Genomic DNA, 23,658 nt, shown 5'->3' with positions numbered 1-23,658 from the left:
CCGGACGTGGCGGTGACCAGCCGGTTCCCTGCGGTGAGGCGCGTTTCCGCCCGTCCCGAGCATGTTCCGTGAGCGAGGAAACGCGTATGCACCTGCCACCGACCGACTCCCGGTCACGGGTTCTGCACGTCACCCAGCCGGTGGACGGCGGGGTCGCCCGAGTCGTGGCCGATCTGACCCGGGCTCAGCTCGCTGCGGGACTCCGCGTCATGGTCGCCTGTCCGGACGGGGGCTCTCTCGCCGCCGGACTCCGTGCGCTGGGCGCCGACGTGCGGCACTGGCCGGCGACGCGGTCGCCGGGCCCGGCCCTGCCGGCGGAGGTACGGCGGCTCGCCCGCGTGATCGGGAACGTGCGGCCCACTCTCGTGCACGCGCACAGCGCGAAGGCCGGCCTCGCGGTGCGGCTCGCCGTACGGGGGCGGGTGCCGACGGTGTTCCAGCCGCACGCCTGGTCGTTCGAGGCGGTCGGCGGGGCCGCCGCGGCGCTCGCGCTCGGCTGGGAGCGGTGGGGGGCGCGCTGGGCGGCGCGCACGGTGTGCGTGAGCGAGGCGGAGCGGCTGCGCGGGGCGCGGGCCGGGATCCGCGGGCGGTGGACGGTGATCCCGAACGGCGTCGACCCCGGCCGCTTCGGCGCCGCCCCCGCGCATGAGGTGGACGCCGTCCGGCTGTGGTGCGGCGCCGGCCCGGACGCCCCGCTGGTGGTGTGCGTGGGCCGCCTGTGCCGGCAGAAGGGGCAGGACGTCCTCCTGGCCGCCTGGGAGTCGGTGCTCGCCCGGGTACCGGGGGCCAGGCTGGTACTGGTCGGTGACGGCCCGGACCGCACCCGGCTCGCGGCACGCGCCTCGGCGTACGGCTTCGGCGTCGCGCCACTCCTCGGTGACGGGGCAGTCGTCAGTGGCGGGGCAGTCCCCGGTGGCGGAGCAGCCCCCGATGGCGGAGCAGCCCCCGATGGCGCGGCAGTCCTCGGTGGCGCGGCGCGGACGAGTGAAAGGCCACCCGCCCCGGTGCTGTTCGCGGGTGCCGTCGCCGACACCGCCCCCTGGTACCGGGCCGCCGACCTGGTCGTCCTGCCGTCGCGCTGGGAGGGCATGGCGCTGGCCCCGCTGGAGGCGATGGCCTGCGGCCTGCCCGTGGTGACGACCGGCGTGGACGGGGCCCGCGAGATGCTGCCGCCCGCCCTCGTCCCGCACTGCCTGGTGCCGCCCGGGGACGCGATGGCGCTGGCCGACGCCGTCAGCGGCCTGCTGCTCGACGCGCCGCTGCGCACGTCACTGGGCCTGAGGGGGCGCGCGCACGTCCGGTCCGCGCACGACGTACGCCACACCGCCGCCGCGGTCGCCGCGGTGTACGCCGACCTCCTCGGCGAGGCGGGAGCGGCCGGACGCGGGGCGGCGGGCGCTGCGCGCGCCCTCCCCCGGCCCATGGGCCGGCCGGTCGTCGCGTCCACCGAGTACAGGGAGTCCACGCACCCGTGACCGCGGAAAGCACCGTCCCCACCCCCGCCGGCCAGCCGCGCGATCTCGGCGCCTCCCCCGTCTCGGTACTGCCGCGGCGCGTCGGCACCGAGGGCTTCCGGCTCCCCGCCGGACGTCCCGCCCCGCGGCCGGACTCCCCGCTGCCGCTGATCGTGGCGGACGGCACGGCGGCCCTGCCTGGTTCGCTGGTCCTCACCGGCGCCCCGCACCAGCCACTGCTCGCGGCCCTGCTGGTCGCCGCCTCGCTGCTGCTGCGCCCGCGCCCCGTCCGCCGGCTGCCGGGCGCGCTGGACGACCTGCCCGCCCTGTGCGGCCGTATCGCGGTGCTCTGGCTGTCGCTCGGGGCGCTCGTGGCGGCGTACGCCCCACCGCACGCGCTGTCCGCCCGCACCCTGCTCCTCGGCTTCCTCCTGCACGCGGCGACGGGCTGTGCGGGCCGGGGCGTCGTGCACCGGCGGCGCCGTACCGCGCTGCGGGTCCGCCCGCGCGCCGCCCTCGTCGTCGGCCCCGTCGCGACCGCGCAGCGCGTGGCCTCGGCCGTGCTGCGCGAGCCGCGCTGCGGTGTGCGCCCGGTCGGGCTCGTGGCCGACGAGCCCGGCGGCACCCCGGGCGGCCTGCCCGTGCTGACCACGGGCGAGGAGGTGCGGCGGGCGGTCGTGCAGAACGGCGTACGGGACGTCCTGGCCGTGCACCCGTCCGTGCGCGGCCGTCAGGGCCCGCTGCTGCGGGCGCTGGCCGAGTCGGGGTGCGTGGTGTGGGAGGTCGAGGCGGACGCCCCGTCCCGCGCCGACGCCCCCGCCCTCCCGTCCCCGGGCCGGGACCGGCTCGCCGGATTCGCCTGCCGGCGCCTGGAGCCGGACGCCCGGCGGCCGGGCGGTGCCGGCAAACGGGTGCTGGACGTGACGGTGTCCGGGGCGCTGTTGCTGCTGCTGGGCCCGCTGCTGCTGGCCTGCGCGGCCGTGCTGAGGGTGGCCGGCGGGCCGGGCGTGGTGTTCCGGCAGGAGCGCATCGGCAAGGACGGCGCGCCGTTCACGCTGCTGAAGTTCCGCACCCACCGCCCGGCCGACGCGCACGAGTCGGCCACCCGGTGGAGCGTGGCGGACGAGCGGCGGATGCCCTGGTTCTGCCGCTTCCTGCGCCGCACCTCGCTCGACGAGTTGCTCCAGCTGTGGAACGTCTTCCGGGGCGACATGAGCCTGGTCGGCCCGCGCCCCGAACGCCCGTACTTCGTCGCGCAGTTCAGCCAGACCCACCCGGGATACGCGGCCCGCCACCGGGCCCCGGCCGGCATCACCGGCCTGGCCCAGATCAACGGGCTGCGCGGCGACACCTCCATCGAGGACCGGGCCCGCTTCGACAACGCCTACATCGACGACTGGTCGCTGTGGCAGGACGTCTGCATCCTGCTGCGCACGGCCGTCGCGCTCGTGCGTCCGACGGGGAGCTGAGCGAGGTGGCCCACGCCCTGCCCCTGGTGTCCACGGCGCGCGTACGCCGGCGGCTGCCGCCCGTGCTGGCCGTGGTGGCGGTCGTCGCGCTGCTCGCCCTGCCGGTCGCGGGGGACGGCGCGGACGGTGCCCACCCGGCGGACGTGGCCTCGGGGCTGGCGGTGCTGTACTGCGCCGTCCGGCTGGTACGGGACCGGCGGCGCCCCCTGTCCGGCAGGGCGGCCGTGGTGCTGGGGCTGCCCGTGCTAGGGCTCGCCGTCGCCGCCATGGGCGCGCTGTCGCCGGGGGCGGGGCTCACCGGCCTCGGCCGCTACCTCCAGGTCTTCGTCCTCGTCCCCGCCGCCGTGCTGCTGCTGGTCCGCGACCGCGGTGACGTGCGGCTGCTCGCGTGGTCGATGGTGGGGCTCGCGGCGTGGCAGGGGGCGGTCGGCGTCCACCAGTACGTCACCGGGACCGGGGCCTCCTACCAGGGCGAGCAGGTCCGGGCCGTGGGCACCTTCGGGCCGCAGGACGTGATGGGCATGGCCACGGTGGTCTCCCTGGGCCTGGTCTGTGCGGTGGGGCTGGCGCTGGGCCGGACGCCGGCGCGGCAGCGGCTGCTCGCCGCGGGGTGCGCGCTCGCCCTGCTGCTGCCGCTGGCCCTGTCGTTCAGCCGCGGGGCGTGGATCGCGACGGCTCTGACGTGCGCGGCGCAGCTGCTGCTCGCGGGGGTGCGGCGGGCGCTGGCGGTGGGGGCGGCCGTGGTGGCGGCGGGCGTGGTGCTGGTGGGCGGGTTCGGGGTGGGCACGGCGATGCTCCAGGAGCGGGTCGGCAGCATCACCCGGGTCGCCGACGCGCCCGACCAGTCGGTGACCGACCGGTACACCATGTGGGCGGCGGCCGTCGGCATGTGGCGCGAGCGGCCGCTGACGGGCGTGGGGCTGAAGGGCTTCCCCGAGCACCGCGACTCGCACGCCTCGCTGGCGCTGTCCTCGGGCAGCGAGACCGACGGCGCCGGCGCGGGCTACCGCAGGCAGCCGCTGCTGTCGCCGCACAACATGTACCTGCTGGTCCTGGCCGAGCAGGGGCTGATCGGGCTGCTCGCGCTCGCGGGGAGCTGGCTGGCGCTGCTCGTGCTCGGGCTGCGGAGACTGCGTGCGGCGCGGCGTTCCGGGCGGGCGGGGCAGGACTGCGCGCTGGTCGCCTGCGGGCTGCTGGTGTGGCAGCTGACCGACTTCGCGTACGCCGACATCGGCGGGCCTTCGACCGTACTGACGGCGGTGTGCTTCGGGTTGGCGGCGTGGTGGGGGCTGGGGGAAGGTGCGGGAGCCGCGGCCCGGGCGGGGACGCGGGCCGGCGCCGGGGACGGGGACGGGGCAGGGACCTGGGCCGGAGCCGCCGCGGACCCCGGGTTCGCGACGGGGCCACGGGCCGGTACGGGACGCGGGCCTGGTCGGGAGCGCGGCCCGGGTGCGGAACACGGTCCGGGTACGGGACACGACCCGGGCGAGGAACACGGTCCGAGCACGGGACACGGCCCGGGCACGGAACACGACCCGGGCACGGAAAACGACCCGAGCGAGGAACACGGTCCGAGCACGGGACACGGCCCGGGCACGGAACACGACCCGAGCGAGGAACACGGTCCCAGCGCGGAACACGGCCCAGGTACGGAACACGGCCCGGGCGAGGAACACGGTCCGAGTACGGAACACCACCCGGGCACGGAACACGACCCGGGCGAGGAACACGGTCCCAGCGCGGAACACGGCCCGGGCACGGAAAACGACCCGAGCGAGCAACGCGGCCCAAGTACGGGACGCGGTCCCAGTACAGGACGCCGCACCGGCACGCCCCGCACCCCGAGCACGGAGCCCGCGCCGCGCACCGAACCAGCGCCACGCACCGGCCGCCGGCCCGGTGGGAAGCCCCGGCCGGGGCGGTGGCCCGCGGTGGGCACGGCTCTCCGTACCGCCTTCGGACCGAGGACCGGCGCGCGCCGCCGCCACCGCCCCGGCCCGGGCCCCGGGGAGGTGCCGCCCCCGTGAAGACTCCCGCAGTACACGCCCCGGACGAGGCGGCGGTGCCCGCTGCCCGGACCGTCGGCACCCAGGAGACGGAAGCCGCCGCGCCCGCCGAGGGCCGGCCCTCCTCAGGCCTCCTCGCCCGCGCCGCGCTGCTCACGGCCGTGCTGTCGGTGGCCGGGTCGGTGCTCGGGCTGGTCCGGGACCAGGCGCTGGCCCGGCTGTTCGGGGCCGGCCGCGAGACGGACGCCTTCCTGGTGGCCTGGACGGTGCCGGAGTTCGCGGCGACGCTGCTCATCGAGGACGGGCTGGCCTTCGCGCTGGTGCCGATGTTCAGCCTCGCTCTGGCCCGCCGCGCGCAGGGCACCGTCCCCGGCGACCCGGTCCGCGCGCTGGTCGCCGCCACCCTGCCCCGGCTGGCCCTCGCCTTCGCCGCGGCCGGCACGCTGGCCGTCGTCGCGGCGCCGGTGCTGGTGCGGGCCCTGGCCCCCGGCCTGCCCGACCACGCCCTGGCCGTCGACTGCACCCGCCTGACCGCCACCTGCGTCGTCAGCTTCGGGCTGGCCGGGTACTGCAGCGCCGCCCTGCGCGCGCACCGCCGGTTCCTGGCACCGGCGGCGATCTACGTCGCCTACAACACCGGCCTCATCACCGCGATGTTCGTGCTCGGCGGGCGCTGGGGGGTGCGCTCGGCGGCCGTCGGGGTCGCGGTCGGCGGCGTGCTGATGGTGGCGGCGCAACTGCCGTCCCTGCTCGGGCAGCTGCGCCACCGGAAGGACGGCGACGGCACGGCCCGGACCACGAGCACCGAAAGGGACGACCCGGCACGCCCCCTCGCGCTCGCCCTGTTCGGCACCGTCCTGCTCTTCGCCCTGTGCCGGCAGTCCCAGGTCGTCATCGAGCGTTTCCTCGCCTCCGGGCTCCCCTCCGGCGCCATCTCGCACCTGAACTACGCGCAGAAGGTGGCCCAGATCCCGATGACGCTGTCGCTGATGCTGTGCACGGTCACCTTCCCCGTGGTGGCGCGGGCGGTGGCCGACGGCGACACCGAGCGGGCCCGCGACCGGGTGGAGCGGGACGTGGCGCTGGCCGCCGGTCTGGTGCTGCTGGGCACGGCCATGGTCGTGGCCTGCGCACCGCAGATGATCCAGCTGCTCTTCCAGCGCGGCGCGTTCACGGCCGCCGACACGGCGGCGACGGCGGGCGTGATGCGCGTGTACGCCGTCGGGCTGCTCGGCCAGACGGTGGTGGGCGCGCTGGCCCGCTCGTACTTCTCGGCGGGCCGCGCCAGCTGGTACCCGCTCGGCGCGATGGCCACCGGCATCGCCGCCACCGCCGGCATCGGCGCCTTCGCCGTCGGCCCGTGGGGCGTGGCCGGGATCGCCGCCGCCAACGCCGCCGGCATCACCGTCACCGCCGCCCTGCTGCTCGCCGGGATGGGTCCGCGCAGCGTCCCCGTGCGCGTGCCACGCGTCCTCGGCGACCTGGGCCGGCCGGTCCCGGCGGCGGTCGGGGCGACGGTCGTGGGCGCGCTGGTCGCGGACCGGTTCACCGGTCCCGGCGGCTCCCCCGCCGTCGCCCTCGCCGCCGGTGCCGCGGCCGTCGTCGGCGTCTTCGCCGTCCTCGGCCTGGCCCTGGGCGTCCAGGGCGTCGCTCCCGCCCTGGAGTCCGTCCACCGTTCCCTCCGCCCCGTCACACGAAGGCTCCCGCATGGCCGCATCAGCATCAGCTTCCGCTTCCGCCTCCGTCCCGGCTCCCGTCTCCGCCGTCTCCGCCGGCCCGGCTGACTTCCGCGCCCGCACCGGCCCCCGTACGCGCACCGGAGCCGCCGCCCGCCCCGGCACCGTCCCCTGGGTGGCGATGTACCACTCCGTCGGCGACGCCTCCGACGACCCGTACCGCGTCACGGTCACGCCCGAGCGGCTGGACGCGCAGCTCGGCTGGCTGCGCCGGCGCGGTCTGCGGGGGGTGTCCGTGGCCGAGCTGCTGGCGGCGCGGGCCCGCGGCGAGGGCCGGGGGCTGGTCGGGCTGACCTTCGACGACGGGTACGCTGACTTCGTCGAGCACGCCCTGCCCCGCCTGCGCCGCCACGGCTGCGGGGCCACCCTCTTCGTCCTGCCGGGGCGGCTCGACGGCGACAACGCGTGGGACCCGCTGGGCCCGCGCAAGCCCCTGCTGACCGCCGACGGCATCCGGCACGCCGCCGCCGAGGGTGTCGAGATCGGCTCGCACGGCCTCACCCACGTCGACCTGACCGCCGCCGACGACGCCGCGCTGAAGGCCGAGACCGCGCAGAGCCGGGCCCTGCTCACCGAGCTGACCGGCGCCCCGGTCACCGGCTTCTGCTACCCCTACGGCACGGTCGACGCCCGTGCCGCCGACGCCGTACGGGCCGCCGGGTACACGTACGCCTGCGCCATCGACCCCGGCCCGCTCACCGGCCCGCACGCGCTGCCCCGCGTGCACGTGGGGCAGCGGGACACGGCCGTACGGCTGCTGCTGAAGACCCGGCTGCACCGCCTGCGCCGCCGTCCCGCGACGGGGGTGTGAGGTGAAGGCCCTGCACGTCATCACCGGCCTCGGCGTGGGCGGCGCCGAGCAGCAGCTGCGGCTGCTCCTGCGCCACCTCCCCGTCGACTGCGACGTCGTGACGCTCACCAACCCGGGCCCGGTCGCCGACGGGCTGACGGCCGACGGCGTCGACGTCGTCCACCTCGGCATGGCCGGCAACCGCGACCTGGCCGCGCTGCCCCGCCTGACCCGGCTGATCCGCACCGGCGGCTACGACCTGGTGCACACCCACCTCTACCGTGCCTGCCTCTACGGTCGCCTCGCCGCCCGCCTGGCCGGCGTACGCGCCGTCGTCGCCACCGAACACTCCCTCGGCGACTCCCAGATGGAGGGCCGCCCGCTCACCTCCGGCGTCCGCGCGCTGTACCTGGCCGGGGAGCGGCTGGGCAGCGCCACGGTCGCCGTCTCGCCCACCGTCGCCGACCGGCTGAAGCGGTGGGGCGTGCCCGCGCCCCGCATCGAGGTCGTCCCCAACGGCATCGACCTGGCCCGCTTCCGCTTCGACCCGGTGGCCCGCCTGCGCACCCGCCGCCGCCTCGGCCTGCCCCAGGACGCGTACGTCGTCGGCGGCGTCGGCCGGCTCGCCCCGGGCAAGCGGTTCGACGTGCTGGTCCGCGCGCTGGCCCGGCTCCCGGACGACTGCTGGCTGCTGCTGGTCGGCGGGGGCCCCGAGGAGCACGTCCTGCGCCGCACCGCCCGCGAGGCGGGGGTCGCCGACCGTGTCCTGCTCACCGGCGAACGCCCCTACGTCCCCGACGGCTCCCCCGGCCCCGACCTGCCGTCCCTCGCCTCGGCGATGGACGTGCTCGCCGCGCCGTCGGCCGAGGAGGCCTTCGGCCTGGCGGCCGTGGAGGGCCTGGCGTCGGGGCTGCCGGTGCTCTACGCCTCCTGCCCGGCGATCGAGGACCTGCCGCGTGACGCCGCGCCCACGGCCCGGCGGGTCACCGGCGGCGCGGAGGACTACGCCCGCGCGCTCGCCGAGGTCCGCGCCGCCGCCGGACCGGGCCCCGGGCCCCGTTCCGCGCCCGAGGCCGCCCGCCACTACTGCGTCACCCGCAGCGCCGCCCGGCTGATGGACGTGTACGCGGCCACCCTCACGCACCCGTTGTCCCCGGCACCCCAGGGAGTCAGTTCCGCATGACCGAGTCCATGACCCGCCCCCCGGCCGACACCACGGCAACCGCGGCAACCAAGGGCACCACGGCACCGGACGAGGAGGCCGCCCCGCCCTCCCGCCCCCGCCGTGCGCTCGCCGCCCTGCGTCCCGCCCTGCGCCCCGTCCTGCGCCGCGTGCGCGCCCTGCCGCCGTGGTCCGTGCTCGCGGCCGGCGTCCTCGCCGGGGGACTGCTCGGTGCCGGCTACGGCCTGCTCACCCCCGACCGTTACTCGGCGACCAGTTACGTCGTCGCCGTCCCCGCCGACGAGTCCGACCCGGCGTCCGCGCTGGGCTTCGCGCAGGCCTACGGCCGGGTCGCCACCCAGCTCGCGGTGCTCGGGGACGCGCAGATGCACGCGGGCGTGCCGCTGACGACCCTGGAGGAGAGCGTGCGCACGGCGACCTCGCCGGACGCGCCGATGGTCTCGGTGACGGCCACCTCCTCCCGCCCGGTGGAGGCCGCCGACATGGCCAACGCGGTCGCCCGCGCCCTGACCCGGCACGCGGCGGCGTCCGCCGACGACACCCACGTCCAGCTGCGGCAGTTCGCGCGCGCCACCGAGCCGACCGAGCCGTCCTCGGCGTCGGCCGCCGTGACCGGGCTGGTCGGCGCGAGCGCGGGCGGGCTGCTGGGCGGGCTCGCGCTGCTGGTCCGTCCGCGCCGGGCCGCGCGGGAGTCCGGCCGCGCGGCGGCGCCCGTGCCCGGCCCCGCCCCGGCCGCCGACGTCCGCGGGCAGCTGTGACGACGTACCCGGCGACGCACCGGGCGCCGTGCCCGAGCGCGCACCCGGTGCCGTGCTCGCCGCCGGTGTACACGACGGAACTGGTCACCGACGAGGGCCGCTTCGCCGCGCTGGCGGCGGACTGGGGCCGGCTGCACCGCCGGTGCGCGGCGGCGACCCCGTTCCAGAGCCATGCCTGGCTGCACGCGTGGTGGCGTTCGTACGGCGTGCCCGGCCGGCTGCGGGTGCTGCTGGTCCGCGACGGCGGCGAACTGGTCGCCGCCGCGCCGCTGACCCTCGTACGGCGTCCGGTCCCGGCGCTGGTGCCGCTGGGCGGGGCGATCTCCGACTACGGGGACGTGCTGCTGGACGACGGGCGCGGGGACGCCGCGGTGGCCGCGCTCACCGGGGCGCTGTCCCGGGCGGCCCGCACCGCGCTGATCGACCTGCGCGAGGTACGGCCGGGCGCCGCCGCCGAGCGGGTCTGGGACCGCTGGCGCGGGCCGCGGCACCGGGTGCCCGACTCGCTGTGCCTGGAACTGCCCGCCGCGCCCCTGCCCGAGCTGATCGCCCGGCTGCCCTCGGCCAAGTCCCAGCAGCGGGTCCGCGCCAAACTGCGCAGGCTCGACGCGCTCGGCGTCGTCAGCCGTACCGTCCCGCCCGGCGAGGTGGACGCGGCGCTGCGCCGGCTGCTGGAGCTGCACCGGCTCCAGTGGCAGGGCCGGAAGGTGACCGGCGAGCACCTGCGGACCCGGTTCCGCGACCACCTGGTGCGGGCGGTGGGGCCGATGGTGCGCTCCGGGGACGCGGTGGTCACCGAGTTCCGGATGGACGGCGAGGTGGTGGCCGTGGACGTGACGCTGCTGGCGCGGCGGCTGGCGGGCGGCTATCTGTACGGCGCCCATCCCCGGCTGCGGGAACGGAAGGCGGACGTGGCCGTGATGCTGCTGGACGCGTGCGCGGAGCACGCCCGGTCGCCGGGGCGCTCCACGCTGAGCCTGCTGCGGGGCGACGAGCCGTACAAGCACCACTGGCGCCCGGAGCCGGTGGCGAACCAGCGGCTGCTGCTGGCCCGGCGGCGCACGGCACCGCTGCTGACGGCGGCCCTGTGCGACGTGGCCGCGCGCCGGCGGGGCAAGGAGCTGTTGCGGCGCCGGCGGGAACGGAAGGAGCACACCGGTGGCGACCGGACCTGACCGGCCCCGCCGCCACCGGTGCGGACGGCTACTTGTGGCGCGAGTACCAGTCGAGGCGCACGCAGAGCTTCCCGCCGAGCCAGTACTCGACCCAGTCGCCGAGGTTCAGCGGAGAGCAACCGGCGGCGGGCTCGGGCACGGTGGGCACCGGGGGCACCGTGGGGGTGGTCGGCTCCGGGACCTCGGGCGCGGGTTCGTCGGTTCGGCCGAAGAGCACGGACCGGTAGACGGCCGTGGACCGGGGATTGTCGTCGCACTGCCACACGCCGTGCGGGCAGTAGTCGGTGAGCGTGTTGTACACGGGTTTGTGCTCGTCCATCCAGGCGAGCATGCGCCGCATGTACTCGGCGTTGTCGCCGTTGCGGAACAGTCCCCATTCCGGATAGGAGATGGGCTTGCCGTGCGCCTTGGCGAAATCCACGTGCGCCTGGAGTCCGTAGGGTTCCGTCACCTGTTCGTCGAACGGCATTCCGCGCGGCTGGTCGTAGGAATCCATGCCGATGATGTCGACCGTGGCGTCCCCCGGATAGCACTCGGTCCAGGGAATGGCGTCCCGGCCGCGGCTCGGGGTGAAGTCGAAGCGGAACTTCTGCCCCGGCACCGCGCGCATGGTGGTGACGATCCTGTTCCAGTACGTCTTCCAGGCCTCGGGGTCCGGCCCGCAGCGGTGGCTGTACGTGGTGCCGTTCATCTCCCAGCCGAGCACGAGGACCGTGTCCGGCACGCCCAGTTCGACCAGCCGTTCGGCGAGGGCGCGGTAGTGGTGGTCGAAGCGTCCGGCGGCGCCCTGGCGCAGGAGGGCGCGCACCTCGTCGTCGTCGAGCCCTTCCTCGTTGCGCTCCATCATGGGCACGTTGAGGACGAGCATCCGGTCGGCCTCGCGGGTGCGCCAGTCGGCCCACACGTCGAGGAAACCGGGGGCGCCCGCGATGTTGCTCCAGCGGTCGCCGGGCAGGTAGGTGTGCCCGACGCTCAGTTCGGCGCCGCCCAGCCAGTGGCTCAGCTCCGCCATCCGGGCCACGCCGCGCGGGCCGTAGTCGAGGTAGGCGCCGAAGGCGGGGGCGGCGGCCGCCGCGGGTGCCTGGGCGGCCGGCGGGGCCGGTGCGGGCGGTGGCGGTTCTCCGGCGGCGACCTGGGGGCTCGCGGCCAGCAGGGCCGCCGCCGCGAGCGCCGCCGCCACCGCGTACGCCGGCCGCCCCGGCCGGGTCCGTGTCCGCCGTACGGCCATGTCGGCTCCCTTCCTCGCCTGAATCAAAGGCATCACTCGCATTACTGGCATTACTGACACTCAGTCATATGAAATGCCGTCACGCCACCGCGGTTACGGCTTTCGAGTGGGCCGCTCGCCCGCTTCGGTGACCCGAAACGAATACGAAGGAAGTCTCCCGTGTCGCTGTTCGACACCCGCGTCCCCGCCGTTCTGCTGCGGACCGACCGGAATCCCTTTCACCACGGAACGCTGGGTGCCGTGCGTTCGCTCGGCCGCGCGGGCATCGAGGTGCACCTGGTCGCCGACTGCGCCGGAAGCCCGGTCGGCGCCTCCCGCTATGTGAGCCGGCTGCACACTCCCCCGCCGCCCGGTGCGTCGCCCGCCGGCGTCGTGGCGACGCTGCGCCGGGTCGCCGCGCGGGTCGCCCGGCCCGCGGTGCTGATTCCGATGGACGACGCGTGCGCGGTCGCGGTGGGGCTGACGCGGGCCGAGCTGGCGCCCCTGTACCTGCTGCCCGACCTGCCCGGCGCGCTGCCCGGGCGGGTGGCCGACAAGGCGGAGCTGGCGGGTGTGTGCGCGTCGCTGGACGTCCCGCACCCCGAGACGCTCGTACCGGACGGGCCGGACGACGCCGCCCGAGCAGCCTGGCGGCTCGGGCTGCCGGTGGTGGCGAAGTGGAGCCGGCCCTGGCTGGTGCCTCCGGGCGGCGGGCTGCGCAGCACCGCGCTGGTGCGGTCGGCGCGGGAGGCGCGGGAGCTGTACGCACGGGCCGAGGAGGCCGGCAGCCGGCTGCTGCTCCAGGCGTTCCTGCCGCCGGGGCCGGACCGCGACTGGTTCTTCCACGGGTACGCCGACCGATCGGGCGCGCTCCGCGCGGGCGGACCCGGCCGCAAGACCCGCGCCAGGCCCCGGGGTGCCGGCCTGACGGCGGTCGGCCGCTGGACGCCGAACCCGCGGGTGCGGGCGCTCGCCGAGCGGATCACCGGTGAGCTGGGCTACCGGGGCATCCTCGACCTCGACTTCCGCCGCTGCGGGACGACGGGCCGCTACCACCTGCTCGACTTCAACCCGCGTCCGGGCGCCCAGTTCCGGCTGTTCACCGACACCGCCGGGCTGGACGTCGTACGCGCCCAGCACCTGGACCTGACCCACCGCCCGCTGCCGGACGGGGCGCCGCGGCCGGGGCGGGCCTTCGTCGTGGAGAACTACGCGCCGCTGAGTGCCCTGCGTCCCGCCCCCGACGGACGCGAACTGGCCTGGCACGCCCCGGACGACCGGGCGCCCGGCCGGGCCCTGTGGTCCCTGTGGGGGCGCCACGTGACCGACCGCCTCCTGGCCCGCCCGCACCGGGGGCCCCACTCCGACCCGCGCACTACGACACCGGCCCGCCCCCGCGTCGTACGCCAGGCCCCGGCGCCCTCCCCCGACCGCGCGGAGAGTGCGGACCGCGCGGACCGTGCGGAGGAGGACAGGGCGGGCAGCCACTGACGCACCCGGCCTTCCGCGCGCCGGGCAGCGGACACGGCGGCGTCCCGCCGGGCCGGGCGAGGAACGCACGGCCCCCTGGGCGAACCCACGCCCGGGCGAGCCGCTCACCGCGAGGCGCGGGCCGCGCCCCGGACCCGGGCGCCCCGGCGCGCCCCTCGCGAACCCGGCCCGACCCGGTGGGAAGAGACACCGCGCTCCCGGCCGGCCACGGACCGCGCCCCGTGACTGCCCGGCGAACCACCGCCCCGGCGAAGCGCGCCCCCCGCGCAGGGCGTGCGGCGCGCGCAGGGCGTGCGGCTTGCCGGGCAGCACCGCGCCCCCGGTCGACCGTGCGGGGTCGGCCGGGGGCGGCGGGGCGGGTCAGCGGCGGGCGGCCGGGCGGCTGCGCCGGTACAGGATCGCGCCGGCGGCGATCAGCCCGGCGCTGGCGGCGGCCGTGCCCACCATGGCCTCGCTGCCGGTCTCCGCGAGGACCGGCGGCTGCTCCTCGTGCGCAGACGGTGGGGTCTCCTCCTCGCCCGCGGGCGGCGGGGTCTCCTCCTCGCCGGACGGCGGGGGCTCCTCTTCCTCGGCCGGGGGCGGCGGCTCCTCCTCGGTGGGCGGAGTCGTCGGAGGCGGCGGCTCCTCCTCGCCGTAGCCGGGCGGCTCCTCCTGCTGCTGGTCGCAGGAGTTGCCGAAGACCGGGTTGAGCGCCGCGATCACGTCGACGGTGTTGCCGCAGAGGTTCACCGGCACGTCGACCGGCACCTGCGCGGCGTTGCCGGAGCCGACGCCGGGCGAGCCCACGGCCTCGCCGTCCGCGACGGCTCCGGAGGCGGTGTCGACGTCGTCGGCGTGCGATCCGCCGTACCCGCCGTTCTGGTCGTCCGAACCGTAGCCGGAGCCCAAGTCGCCGGTGTGCTCGTCCGAGGAGTTCTCGCACTCGTTGCCGAAGGCCGGGTTCAGCGCGGCGATCACGTCGACGGTGTTGCCGCAGGCGTTCACCGGCACGTCGACCGGCACCTGGACGGCGTTGCCGGACGCGACGCCCGGCGAGTTCTTGGCGGCCCCGTCCGCATGCGAGTCGGCAAGGGCGGGGCTGCCGCACAGGGAAAGGATGCCCGTCGCGGCGGCTGCCGCGACCATCCCCCTGCTCAGGGTCTGTCGCACTCTCGTTGTCTTCCTGCTGGTAGAGATGGCTGGAGTACCGGCTGCGGGCAGGCCGCAGAAAGGGGGAAAGCCGGCCCCGAACCAAACGAGTTGGTCAAGGCCGGCCGTGACGCAGCCGGTCGGTGCGGAACGACGTCAGTCGTTCTCGCACTCGTTGCCGAACGCCGGGTTCAGCAGACCGATCACGTTGATGGTGTTGCCGCACACGTTGACGGGCACGTGCACGGGGACCTGGACGACATTGCCGGACAGGACACCCGGGGAGCCGACGGCGGCACCCTCGGCACCCGCGTCGGCGAAGGCCGGGGCGGCCATGCCGAGGGCCATGATCGCGCCCGCGACGACAGCAGCGCTCTTCTTCATGAACTTTCCCTTCTCTGCGGTCATGACTGAATGACGGCCGAAACCGCGCGAGCACAGCATTGACGGCTCGCACCATGACCTGCAGCCTGCAAACGAGGAATTGACGGTCGGGGAAACTACCGAACGTGGGACACCGGGAAATTCACCCGGATGCATCACGACACGGCCCGGCCGTTCCCCCAGGAGAGCGACGACGTCATTCCGCTCGCCCGGCGAAAAACCCGGCCCGGTCACGGCCGGGCGGCCCGCGGGGAAGTCAGCGGGCCGCCCGAGCCGGGCGCGGTACGGCTCAGCCCTCGCCGTTCGCCGACAGCACCGACAGGTCCTCCAGGACGTGCGAGATCGCACCGTCCCGCTTGGCCTGCGTGGAGTTGTCCGCGCACTGCTGCGCCAGGTCGTCCGACAGGATCGGCACGTCCTGGATCGGCACCAGGTTGATGACGGCGACGTTGATGTCCTCGAGGCCGACGCACGGCTTGTTCAGCGTGCCCTCGACCAGCGACAGCTGCGGGCTCATGTCGCCGTCGGTCGCCGAGTTGCCGAACGACGACGAGGCGCCGTTGCCGTTGGCCACGGCCGGCCCGTTGTCGTCCCCGATGGCCAGGGCCTGGGGGGCGGCAGCAGCGGACATGCCGATCACAGAAGCGGCAGCCGCCGCGGCGACCATTGCCTTCTTGAGCACTTCGCGTTCCTTTCGTCGTAGCGACGCACTGTCCTACGGCCTCATCAACCCGGTGCGGAGTGATTGGTTGCGGGCGTTCACCCGGTTGGCCCGCACGACATCTCGAAGTCCCTGGAAAAGACGCCGGGAAATCGCGGGGAAACACGGACCCGCACACATTTCCCCCTGTCCGCCGACAGAGTGAACGGGAGAAACCCGGCCGCGTACACGGAGTTGACCAGAGCGCTCCGGTGGACGGGGTTTTTCAGAAAGGACTGGCCAAATGATCAAGAAGGTAGTCGCCTACGCGGCGATCGCCGCCTCCGTCATGGGCGCCTCCGCTGCCGCGGCCCCGCAGGCGATGGCGATCGGCGACGACAGCGGCCCCGTCTCCGCGAACGGCAACGGCGCCTCGCAGTACTTCGGCAACTCGGCGACCCACGGCAACATGAGCCCGCAGATGGCGCTCATCCAGGGCTCGTTCAACAAGCCCTGCATCGCGGTGAGCGACATCCCGGTCAGCGTCGTCAACCTCGTGCCGATCCAGGACGTGCCGATCCTGTCGGACGAGCTGACCCAGCAGTGCGCCGAGAACTCCACGCAGTCCAAGCGCGACGGCGCGCTGGCGCACCTGCTGGAGGACGTCTCGATCCTGTCCTCCAACGGCGAGGGCGGCGGCAACGGCTGACGCCGGCCGAGGGGCGGGCCGCCGAGCGCATCGGCGGCCCGCCCCCTTTCGCATGCCGTCGTCGGAACCGGGGTGCGCCCGGCGTCAGCGTCCCGGCGCGGCGTACAGGGCCTCGATCTCGTCGGCGTACGCCGTCACCGCCGCCTGCCGCTTCACCTTCAGGGACGGGGTGAGCAGCCCGTTCTCCTCGGTGAACTCGCCGTCGACGATGCGGAAGGCGCGGATGGACTCGGCGCGGGAGACGGCGGCGTTGGCGTGGTCGACGGCCTTCTGCACGTCGGCGCGCATCCTCTCGTCCCGCACGAGCTCGGACAGCGGAGTGCCGGCGGGGAGCTTGCGGACCGCCAGCCAGTGGGCGACGGCGTCCGGGTCGAGGGCGACCAGGGCGGCGACGAAGGGCCGGTTGTCGCCGACGACGAGGCACTGGGCGACGGGCGGCCGGCTGCGCAGGCGGTCCTCCAGGACGGCCGGGGAGACGTTCTTGCCGCCCGAGGTGACCAGGAGGTCCTTCTTGCGGCCGGTGATGGTGAGGTAGCCGTCGTCGTCGAGGGAGCCCAGGTCGCCGGTGGCGAACCAGCCGTCGGTGAGGGCGGCGTCGGTGGCCCCGGGGTTGTTCCGGTAGGCGCCGAAGACGATGCCGCCCTTGACGAGCACCTCGCCGTCGTCGGCGATGCGCACGGCCGTGCCGGGGATCGGCGGGCCGACGGTGCCGGGGCGCGGGCCGAGCGGCGGGACGATGGTGGCGGCGGCGGTGGTCTCGGTGAGGCCGTAACCCTCGTAGACCATGATTCCGGCGGCGTAGAAGAACAGGTTGAGGTCGCGCTCCAGCGGGGAGCCGCCGCTGATGGCGTAGCGCATCCGGCCGCCGAGCTCCGACCGGACCCGGCGGTAGACCAGCAGGTCGTACAGGGCCCAGCCGGCCCACAGGGCGGGGGCGGGGCCCTTGCCGCGGCCGAGGAAGCGTTCCAGGTGGGCCGCGCCGAAGCGGACGGCGAGGCGGTGGGCGCGCTCGAAGGAGGCGCCGCGGCCGATCTTCTCGGCGGTCGCGCGGCCCGTGTCGTGGATCTTCTCGAAGAGGTACGGCACGCCGACCAGGAACGTCGGGCGGAACTCCTTGAGTGCCGGGCGGAGTTCGTCGGGCTTGATGCTCGGGAAGTGGCCGAGCTCGATGCGGGCCAGCAGGCAGGCGATCTGGATGGTGCGGCCGAGGATGTGGGCGAGGGGCAGGAAGAGGAGGGTCGAGGCGGTCTGGCCGGTGACCTCCTTGAAGATCGGGTGCAGCAGTTCGACCGTGTTCGCGGCCTCGGCGTGCAGGTTGGCGTGGGTGAGGACGCAGCCCTTGGGGCGGCCGGTGGTGCCGGAGGTGTAGCAGACGGTCGCCACCGAGTCCGGGGTCAGGGCGGTGCGGCGCTTGGTGACCTCCTCGTCGGTGACGCCCAGGCCGAGGGCGGTGAGGTCGGCGAGGGCGCCGGCGTCGAGTTCCCAGGCGCGGGGGCGCTCGTCGTGACCGGCCGTGGCGGCCACGACGGTGGCGGTGCCCGCGGCCGTCTCGGTGACGACGTGGCGGGCGCCGGAGTCGCGGACGATCCACTCGACCTGGTCGGCGGAGGAGGTGGCGTACACGGGGACGGTCTGGCCGCCGGCCGTCCAGATCGCGAAGTCCAGGACCGTCCACTCGTAGCGGGTGCGGGACATGACGGCGACCCGGCCGCCGGGCTCCAGACCGGCGGCGATCAGGCCCTTGGCCACGGCGGTCACCTCGCGGGCGAACTCCGCCGCGGTGACCGGCTCCCAGACGCCGTTCACCTCGCGGCGCAGGACGACGGCGCCGGGGGCCTCGGCCGCGTTGGTGAACGGGATGTCGGCGGTGCTGCCCGTGGTGGGGCGGGACGCCAGGGCCGCGGTGCGGGCCTCGCGGACGGTGCCGTGCGCGTCCCGGACGGTCTCGGTCCGCGTGCGGGAGACCAGGTCCCCGCGCTGCCTCGCCCGTTTCAGGTCCCTGCGTACGCCCATGTCGGCTCCCGGTCGCGGATCAAAGTGGTGTTGCGCTGCCTGTTCCCGTTACTTACTTGAGAGTAAACTTACTCATGCGTAAGGGGTCAACGGGGCAACCGATCGACGGGTGCGTGTCAGGTCAGCCGGTCCGCCTGCCGGACGGCCGTGGCGAGCTGCCGTACGTCCGGGTCCTCCGTGCGGTCGGCCAGCGCGCCCGCTCGTTCGGCGAGTTCGCCGAGGCGCGGTGCGCCGGGCAGGTCGCCGTCGCCGTCGTACGGGGAGCGCAGGGCGGCGGCGAAGTAGGCGGCGGTCGCCGTGACCCGCAGGCCGCGGTCCGCGCCCCACACCGAGTCGCCGAGGTCGCCGGTCTCCACGTCGCCGGACTCTTCGTGCGGGGCCCGGCTCTCGGGGTCGAGCCAGCGGACGGTGGCGGTGGCGAGGTGGCCCTCGGCGCCGGGCCGGACGCGGACGGCGTACAGGGCGGTGACGGTGTGGCCGGGGCCGACCTCGCCGCCGTCGACGCGGTCGTCGCGGAAGTCCTCGTCGGCGACGCGGCGGTTGTCGTAGCCGACGAGGCGGAACTCGGCGACCGTCTCCGGGTCGAAGGCGACCTGGGCCTTGGCGTCGCGGGCGGTCAGCTCGATGTGGCGCGGGAGCTGCTCGCAGAAGACCTCGCGTGCGTCCTCGGTGTTCGACACGTACGTGGTGTGGCCGTCGCCCTTGTCCGCGAGGCGTTCCATCAGGGCGTCGCCGTAGTCGCTGCCGACGCCGACGCCGAAGAGGGTGATGCCGTGCTCGCGGCGCTCGTCCGCGATACGTTCGAGGATGGCGTCCGCGTCGGTGTCGCCGGTGTTGGCGAGCGCGTCGGAGACGAGGACGACGCGGTTGGTGGCGCCCTCGCGGCGGCCCTCGACGGCGGTGTCGTAGCCGGTCTCGACGCCCGCGCCGAGGTTGGTGGACTCGGCGGGCTCCAGGCTGTCGATGGCGTCGTGGATCCGGCCGCGGCGCTCGCCGAGCCGGGTCATCGGCAGGACGGTCTCGGCCTCGTCGCTGAAGGTGACCAGCGCGACCGAGTCGTCGTCGCGCAGGCGGTCGGTCATCGTGCCGAGGGATTCCTTGGCGAGGTCGAGGCGGCCGGGCTCGGCCATGGAGCCGGAGACGTCGATGACGAAGGTCAGGGCGGCCGGCGGGCGTTCGCCCTCCTGCTCGGCGCCCCGGGTGGCCAGGCCCACGCGGAGCAGCGACCAGTCCTCCTCGTCGGTGCGGGCGCCGTCCACGGTCACCGTGAAGCCGTCGCCGTCGGGACGGTCGTAGTCCTGGCGGAAGCTGTTGACGAACTCCTCGGGCCGGACCGTCGACGGGTCGGGCAGCCGGCCCTCGGCCAGGGTGCGGCGGGCGTAGCCGTAGGAAGCGGTGTCGACGTCCAGGGCGAAGGTGGAGAGGAGGTCGGGTTCGGGGGCGATCTCCCGGGAGTCTCCCGTCCCGCCGGTGGTCGCGCCCCCGTCGTAGCGCTGTCCGCCCTCGCCGCGCGGGCGGTCGGGCGCGGGCATCGGCACGGAGTTCCCGCCCCGGGAGTCCGCCGCGGTGTCCTTCGCGCCCTGTGCCGCGTCGTCGCCTCCCCCGCAGCCGGTGAGCAGCAGGCCGCCCGCCGCCGTGAGCGCGAGCAGCGCGCCGATCGGCCCTCGTGTCCGGTGACGCCTCATCTTCCGTGCCCCCTGGTTCCGTTGACGCCGGTGTACGTGACTGTGACGGCGCGGGAGGGCGGAACGTGCGGCACGGGGCGTCACGGGTGCGTCTCGAAGTGGGTACGGCGGCGTGCCGCCGAGACCGGTGGGTGATCCTCCGGTGACCTCGTCGAGGCCGCCGTCTTTCCAGGACCCACTCAGGACACCACTCAGGACACCACGTCCTTGCGGGCGAAGCCGCGGAAGGCCAGGGCGAAGAGGACCAGGGCGTACGTCACCGACAGCGACGTGCCCTGGATCAGGCGGGTCCAGTCCAGCTCGGGGCGGACCGTGTCCAGCCAGGCGTACTGCCAGTGCGCGGGCAGGAAGTCGCGCCAGCCGCCGAGGGCGGTCACCTCGTCCAGGACGTTGCCGATGATGGTCAGGCCGACCGCGCCGCCGACCGCGCCGAGCGGGGCGTCCGTCTTGGTGGACAGCCAGAACGCGAGCGCGGCGGTGACCAGTTGCGAGACGAAGACGTACGCCACCGTGATGGCCAGGCGCTCGGCGGCGGTACCGGTGGGCAGGCTGCCGCCGGTGGGCAGTTCCAGCGGGCCCCAGCCGTAGGCGGCCGTGCCCACGGCCAGCGCGGTCAGCGGCAGCAGCACGATCGCGGCCAGGCTGAGGGTGAGGGCGACGACCAGCTTGGACCACAGCAGGCGGGCGCGGGGCACCGGCGCCGCCAGCAGGTAGCGCAGGGAGGACCAGCCGGCCTCCGAGGCGACCGTGTCCCCGAAGAACAGGGCGACGGGCACGACGAGGAGGAAGCCGGCGGAGGCGAACAGGTTCACCGCGGCGAAGTTGGCGCCCGACGCGGTGGCCGAGTCCATCAGGCTGATCCGGTCGTTCGCGCCGCCCGGTTCGCCGCCGATGCGGAAGGCGACGAGCAGGACGAACGGCAGGGCGAACAGGATGCCGCCCATGACGAGCGTGCGCCGCCGCTTCAGCTGCCGGACCAGCTCCACCCGCACGGGCAGCGTGCGGCCCGCGCGGTAGCCCTCGGCGACCTCCCGGGGGCCGGGGGCCGCGGCGCGGTCGGCCAGCGTGCTCATGCTCAGTCTCCGATCAGGGTGAGGAAGGCGTCCTCGAGGCGCCGGTGGGGGCCCACCGACTCCACGGGCACGTCCAGGCGGACGAGTTCGGCGATCAGGTCCCGGGCGGTGCCGCCCGGTCCGAGGCGGACCAGCAGGCCGCCGTCGGCCGCCGCCGCCGAGGCCACGCCCGGCAGCGCGGCCACCTTCTCCACCAAGGGCGCGTCGACCGCCGCGAAGGTGCCCACCAGCAGCGTGTCGCCGGAGCCGATGATCTCGCCGACCGGGCCCGCCTGCACCAGCCGCCCGTGGTCCATGACCACCAGGTGGGTGCAGCTCTGCTCGACCTCGGACAGCAGGTGGCTGGAGACGATCACCGTGCGGCCGGCCGCCGCGTAACGGATCATCACCTCGCGCATCTCGCGGATCTGGGGCGGGTCCAGGCCGTTGGTCGGTTCGTCCAGAATGAGCAGGTCGGGCAGGCCCAGCATGGCCTGGGCGATGGCCAGACGCTGGCGCATGCCCTGGGAGTAGGTGCGCACCGCGCGGGCGAGCGCGTCGCCGAGCCCGGCGATCTCCAGGGCTTCGTCGAGGAGCGCGTCCTCGGGCGGGCGGCCGGTGGCCCGCCAGTACAGCTCCAGGTTCTCCCGGCCGGACAGGTGCGGCAGGAAGCCCGCGCCCTCGACGAACGCGCCGACGCGGGAGAGCACCGGGGCGCCGGGCGCGATGGCGTGCCCGAAGACGCGGATCTCGCCGCCGTCCGGACTGATCAGGCCCATCAGCATGCGCAGGGTGGTCGTCTTGCCCGCGCCGTTCGGCCCGAGCAGGCCGAGCACCTGGCCCTGCTCCACGCGGAAGGACAGGTCCCGCACGGCGTACCGGTCGCCGGACTTGCCGTACCGCTTGGTCAGGCCGGTGATCTGGAGCGGTACGCCGGACAGCGCGGGGTCGGGCGGCGGCGCGGTGGTGCGGCGGCGGGCGGTCAGCAGCAGGGCCGCGGCCACCGCCGCGCCCGCGAGCGGCGCCCACCAGACCCAGGCGGGCAGCCCGGCCACCTGACCGGTGTCGCCGAGTCCCGTCGGGACCTCCAGCTCGCCCTTCAGGGAGACGGTGTACGTGGCGGGGGCGGCCGGAGAGGCGTAGCCGAGGTCGGTGGAGGACAGGACCAGGCGCAGGCGGTGGCCGCGCTCCACCTCGTGGTCGATCGCGGGCAGGGTGAGCTCCACGTCCCTGCCGTCGCCGATGTCGTCCACCCGGACGGGCGTGACCAGCTGGGAGGGGAGCACCGGCTGGGCGCCGCCCGGTCCGACGTCGTACACCTTGGCGAAGAGCACGGCCTCGTCCTTGGTGGACTCCACGTGCACGGTCGCGGTCGGCGAGCCGGTGATCCGGAGGTCCTCCTCGAGCGGCGCCGACTCGAACGCGGCGTGCTGGCCGGGGAAGTCCAGGGAGACGCCGATGCCGAGGGAGGAGAGCTGGGAGAGTCCGCCCGAGCCGCCGATGCCGGGGAGGGCGGAGACGGCGGGCGGGCTGGCGCCGGCCGGGTTGTCGAAGGACTGCTCGCGGCCGCGCAGTTCGATCGCGCGAGGGTCGCTGACCAGTCCGGGGTAGGAGTCGGCGCTCACGCCCTCCAGGCGGGGCTCGCCGTCGCCGCTGCCGGTGCCGGCGGTGCGCGTGACGCGGAAGGCGGGACCGGTGCCGGCCGACTCGTCGTCCTTCAGGTAGCGGTCGAACCACGCCCCGATACGGGCCTCGACGCGGTCGGTCTCCAGGTCGCCGCCGTCGTGCCCGCCCGCGATCCAGTCGACGGCCACCGGGGCGCCGTTGTCCCGGATCGCCTCGGCGGCCAGGTCGGCCTGGCCCAGCGGGAAGAGGGAGTCGGTCTGGCCCTGCACCAGCAGCGTGGGCACGTCGATGCGGTCGGCGACGGCCTGCGGGCTGCGCTCGTCGAGGAGGGCCGTGGCCTCGGCGTCCGGCTTCCCGGACTCGGCGACGCGCTGGTACATGCGGCACAGCTCGTCCTCGAACCGGTCGCAGCCGCCGCCCAGGTTGACGAAGATGCCGGCCCACAGCTTCTTGAAGACGCCGTTCGGGAAGAGGGCGTCCGAGAGGTTCCAGTAGGTGACGGCCGGGGCGATCGCGTCGACCCGGTCGTCGTACCCGGCGGCCAGCAGCGAGACCGCGCCGCCGTAGGAGCCGCCGGCCACGCCCACGCGCGGGTCGCCCTCCTCGTCCAGCCGGACCTCGGGCCGCTGCGCCAGCCAGTCGATCAGCCGGGACACGTCGGCGACCTCGCCGTCGGGGGCGTTGAGACCGATCTTCCCGGTGGAGTCGCCGAAGCCGCGCGCCGACCAGGTCAGGACCGCGTACCCGTCGCGGGCGAGGTCCTCCGCCTGGCCCCGTACGTCGGCCTTGCTGCCGCCGAAGCCGTGCGCGAGCAGGACGGCCGGGCGGCGGCCGTCGGAGCCCGCCGTGAAGTACGAGGTGTCCAGGCGCACCCCGTCGCCCACGGCCACGACCCGGTCCGAGCGGTGCACCGGGGGCGGGTCGTCACCGGCGACGGCCGTCCAGGTCCCGGCGCCGGCGAGCACGACGACGGCGGCCGCGGCGGCGAGGATCCGCCGCGGCCCCCGTAGCAGCCCTCGCACGCGGGGCAGTCGAAGATCCATGCGTCAACGGTACGGGCCGCCGCCGACATCGGGGGCAGCCCCGGGGCCGAACCTCCGCCCCTCCCACGGAAGTACGCGGCGGGCGTCGCGTACCACGGGTGCGGTAGGG

General features: G+C 75.5%; 17 protein-coding genes and 1 pseudogene. 10 read left to right on the top strand and 8 right to left on the bottom strand.

What is annotated here, in order from left to right; translation table 11 throughout:
- The first annotated feature begins 86 nt into the window (after nt 1-86).
- The 8 genes and pseudogenes from KUM03_RS25645 (at nt 87) to KUM03_RS25610 (ending at nt 10,571) form a co-directional block, all read left to right on the top strand.
- Entirely contained in the window at nt 87-1,475 is a 1,389-nt protein-coding gene (locus KUM03_RS25645; protein WP_217251655.1) for a glycosyltransferase, read from the top strand.
- Complete coding sequence (locus tag KUM03_RS25640; protein ID WP_217251653.1) at nt 1,472-2,923, top strand: exopolysaccharide biosynthesis polyprenyl glycosylphosphotransferase; 1,452 nt, start codon at nt 1,472-1,474, stop codon at nt 2,921-2,923. The genes KUM03_RS25645 and KUM03_RS25640 overlap by 4 nt, the downstream gene beginning before the upstream one ends.
- A 5-nt stretch (nt 2,924-2,928) precedes the next feature.
- Nucleotides 2,929-4,254 (top strand): annotated as a pseudogene (locus KUM03_RS25635) (O-antigen ligase family protein); the annotation flags it as partial.
- A gap of 692 nt (nt 4,255-4,946) precedes the next feature.
- Entirely contained in the window at nt 4,947-6,713 is a 1,767-nt protein-coding gene (murJ, locus tag KUM03_RS25630) for a lipid II flippase MurJ (protein ID WP_217251651.1), read from the top strand.
- A 73-nt stretch (nt 6,714-6,786) separates the two neighbouring features.
- A complete protein-coding gene (locus tag KUM03_RS25625; protein ID WP_217252976.1) occupies nt 6,787-7,476 on the top strand; it encodes a polysaccharide deacetylase family protein in 690 nt (229 codons plus the stop codon).
- A gap of 1 nt (nt 7,477) precedes the next feature.
- Nucleotides 7,478-8,638, top strand: a complete 1,161-nt coding sequence (locus KUM03_RS25620; protein ID WP_217251648.1) for a glycosyltransferase — start codon at nt 7,478-7,480, stop codon at nt 8,636-8,638.
- Entirely contained in the window at nt 8,635-9,396 is a 762-nt protein-coding gene (locus KUM03_RS25615; protein ID WP_254399875.1) for a lipopolysaccharide biosynthesis protein, read from the top strand. The genes KUM03_RS25620 and KUM03_RS25615 overlap by 4 nt, the downstream gene beginning before the upstream one ends.
- A 65-nt stretch (nt 9,397-9,461) precedes the next feature.
- On the top strand, nt 9,462-10,571 hold the full coding sequence (locus KUM03_RS25610) for a GNAT family N-acetyltransferase (protein WP_308406411.1): 1,110 nt from the start codon (nt 9,462-9,464) through the stop codon (nt 10,569-10,571).
- A gap of 28 nt (nt 10,572-10,599) precedes the next feature.
- Here KUM03_RS25610 and KUM03_RS25605 read toward each other — a convergent pair whose 3' ends face one another.
- Entirely contained in the window at nt 10,600-11,799 is a 1,200-nt protein-coding gene (locus KUM03_RS25605) for a glycoside hydrolase family 26 protein (protein ID WP_217251646.1), read from the bottom strand.
- A gap of 159 nt (nt 11,800-11,958) precedes the next feature.
- On the opposite strand from KUM03_RS25605, the gene KUM03_RS25600 reads away from it, so the two are divergent.
- On the top strand, nt 11,959-13,269 hold the full coding sequence (locus tag KUM03_RS25600) for an ATP-grasp domain-containing protein (RefSeq protein ID WP_217251645.1): 1,311 nt from the start codon (nt 11,959-11,961) through the stop codon (nt 13,267-13,269).
- A 360-nt stretch (nt 13,270-13,629) separates the two neighbouring features.
- On the opposite strand, the gene KUM03_RS25595 is transcribed toward KUM03_RS25600, so the two are convergent.
- From KUM03_RS25595 to rdlA, 3 genes are all read right to left on the bottom strand, one after another.
- The gene (locus KUM03_RS25595; RefSeq protein WP_374225391.1) at nt 13,630-14,418 is read right to left on the bottom strand and encodes a chaplin; all 789 of its coding nucleotides are present in this window, start codon (nt 14,416-14,418) and stop codon (nt 13,630-13,632) included.
- Nucleotides 14,419-14,553: 135 nt separating this feature from the next.
- Nucleotides 14,554-14,781 carry a chaplin ChpD gene (chpD, locus tag KUM03_RS25590; protein WP_073723186.1) on the bottom strand — a complete coding sequence of 76 codons (228 nt, stop codon included), beginning with the start codon at nt 14,779-14,781 and terminating at the stop codon, nt 14,554-14,556.
- A gap of 289 nt (nt 14,782-15,070) precedes the next feature.
- Complete coding sequence (rdlA, locus tag KUM03_RS25585) at nt 15,071-15,463, bottom strand: rodlin RdlA (RefSeq protein ID WP_217251644.1); 393 nt, start codon at nt 15,461-15,463, stop codon at nt 15,071-15,073.
- Between the two features lie 262 nt (nt 15,464-15,725).
- Here rdlA and rdlB point away from each other — a divergent pair, with 262 nt between their 5' ends.
- Nucleotides 15,726-16,130 (top strand): rodlin RdlB, encoded by a 405-nt coding sequence (gene rdlB, locus KUM03_RS25580; protein WP_217251643.1) that lies wholly within the window; start codon nt 15,726-15,728, stop codon nt 16,128-16,130.
- Between the two features lie 84 nt (nt 16,131-16,214).
- On the opposite strand, the gene KUM03_RS25575 is transcribed toward rdlB, so the two are convergent.
- From KUM03_RS25575 to KUM03_RS25560, 4 genes are all read right to left on the bottom strand, one after another.
- Entirely contained in the window at nt 16,215-18,143 is a 1,929-nt protein-coding gene (locus tag KUM03_RS25575; protein WP_217251642.1) for a long-chain fatty acid--CoA ligase, read from the bottom strand.
- A gap of 116 nt (nt 18,144-18,259) precedes the next feature.
- Nucleotides 18,260-19,828, bottom strand: a complete 1,569-nt coding sequence (locus tag KUM03_RS25570) for a VWA domain-containing protein (RefSeq protein ID WP_217251641.1) — start codon at nt 19,826-19,828, stop codon at nt 18,260-18,262.
- A 191-nt stretch (nt 19,829-20,019) separates the two neighbouring features.
- Entirely contained in the window at nt 20,020-20,901 is an 882-nt protein-coding gene (locus tag KUM03_RS25565; RefSeq protein ID WP_217251640.1) for an ABC transporter permease, read from the bottom strand.
- A 2-nt stretch (nt 20,902-20,903) separates the two neighbouring features.
- A complete protein-coding gene (locus tag KUM03_RS25560) occupies nt 20,904-23,549 on the bottom strand; it encodes an alpha/beta fold hydrolase (protein WP_217251639.1) in 2,646 nt (881 codons plus the stop codon).
- Nucleotides 23,550-23,658: the final 109 nt, after the last annotated feature.

Origin of the sequence: Streptomyces sp. AC602_WCS936 (assembly GCF_019049125.1) — a bacterium.
In the GTDB taxonomy this organism is placed as follows: Bacteria; Actinomycetota; Actinomycetes; order Streptomycetales; family Streptomycetaceae; genus Streptomyces.
The sequence above is the reverse complement of the archived record's forward strand: the minus strand, read 5'-3'. Positions and strand labels throughout refer to the sequence as shown.

Bases quoted from the DNA above. Each gene is read 5' to 3' on its own strand.
- KUM03_RS25645 (WP_217251655.1), top strand. From the start codon at position 87: ATGCACCTGCCACCGACCGACTCCCGGTCACGGGTTCTGCACGTCACC.
- KUM03_RS25625 (WP_217252976.1), top strand. From the start codon at position 6,787: ATGTACCACTCCGTCGGCGACGCCTCCGACGACCCGTACCGCGTCACG.
- KUM03_RS25615 (WP_254399875.1), top strand. From the start codon at position 8,635: ATGACCGAGTCCATGACCCGCCCCCCGGCCGACACCACGGCAACCGCG.
- KUM03_RS25605 (WP_217251646.1), bottom strand. From the start codon at position 11,799: ATGGCCGTACGGCGGACACGGACCCGGCCGGGGCGGCCGGCGTACGCG.
- chpD (WP_073723186.1), bottom strand. From the start codon at position 14,781: ATGAAGAAGAGCGCTGCTGTCGTCGCGGGCGCGATCATGGCCCTCGGC.
- rdlB (WP_217251643.1), top strand. From the start codon at position 15,726: ATGATCAAGAAGGTAGTCGCCTACGCGGCGATCGCCGCCTCCGTCATG.
- KUM03_RS25575 (WP_217251642.1), bottom strand. From the start codon at position 18,143: ATGGGCGTACGCAGGGACCTGAAACGGGCGAGGCAGCGCGGGGACCTG.
- KUM03_RS25570 (WP_217251641.1), bottom strand. From the start codon at position 19,828: ATGAGGCGTCACCGGACACGAGGGCCGATCGGCGCGCTGCTCGCGCTC.
- KUM03_RS25565 (WP_217251640.1), bottom strand. From the start codon at position 20,901: ATGAGCACGCTGGCCGACCGCGCCGCGGCCCCCGGCCCCCGGGAGGTC.
- KUM03_RS25560 (WP_217251639.1), bottom strand. From the start codon at position 23,549: ATGGATCTTCGACTGCCCCGCGTGCGAGGGCTGCTACGGGGGCCGCGG.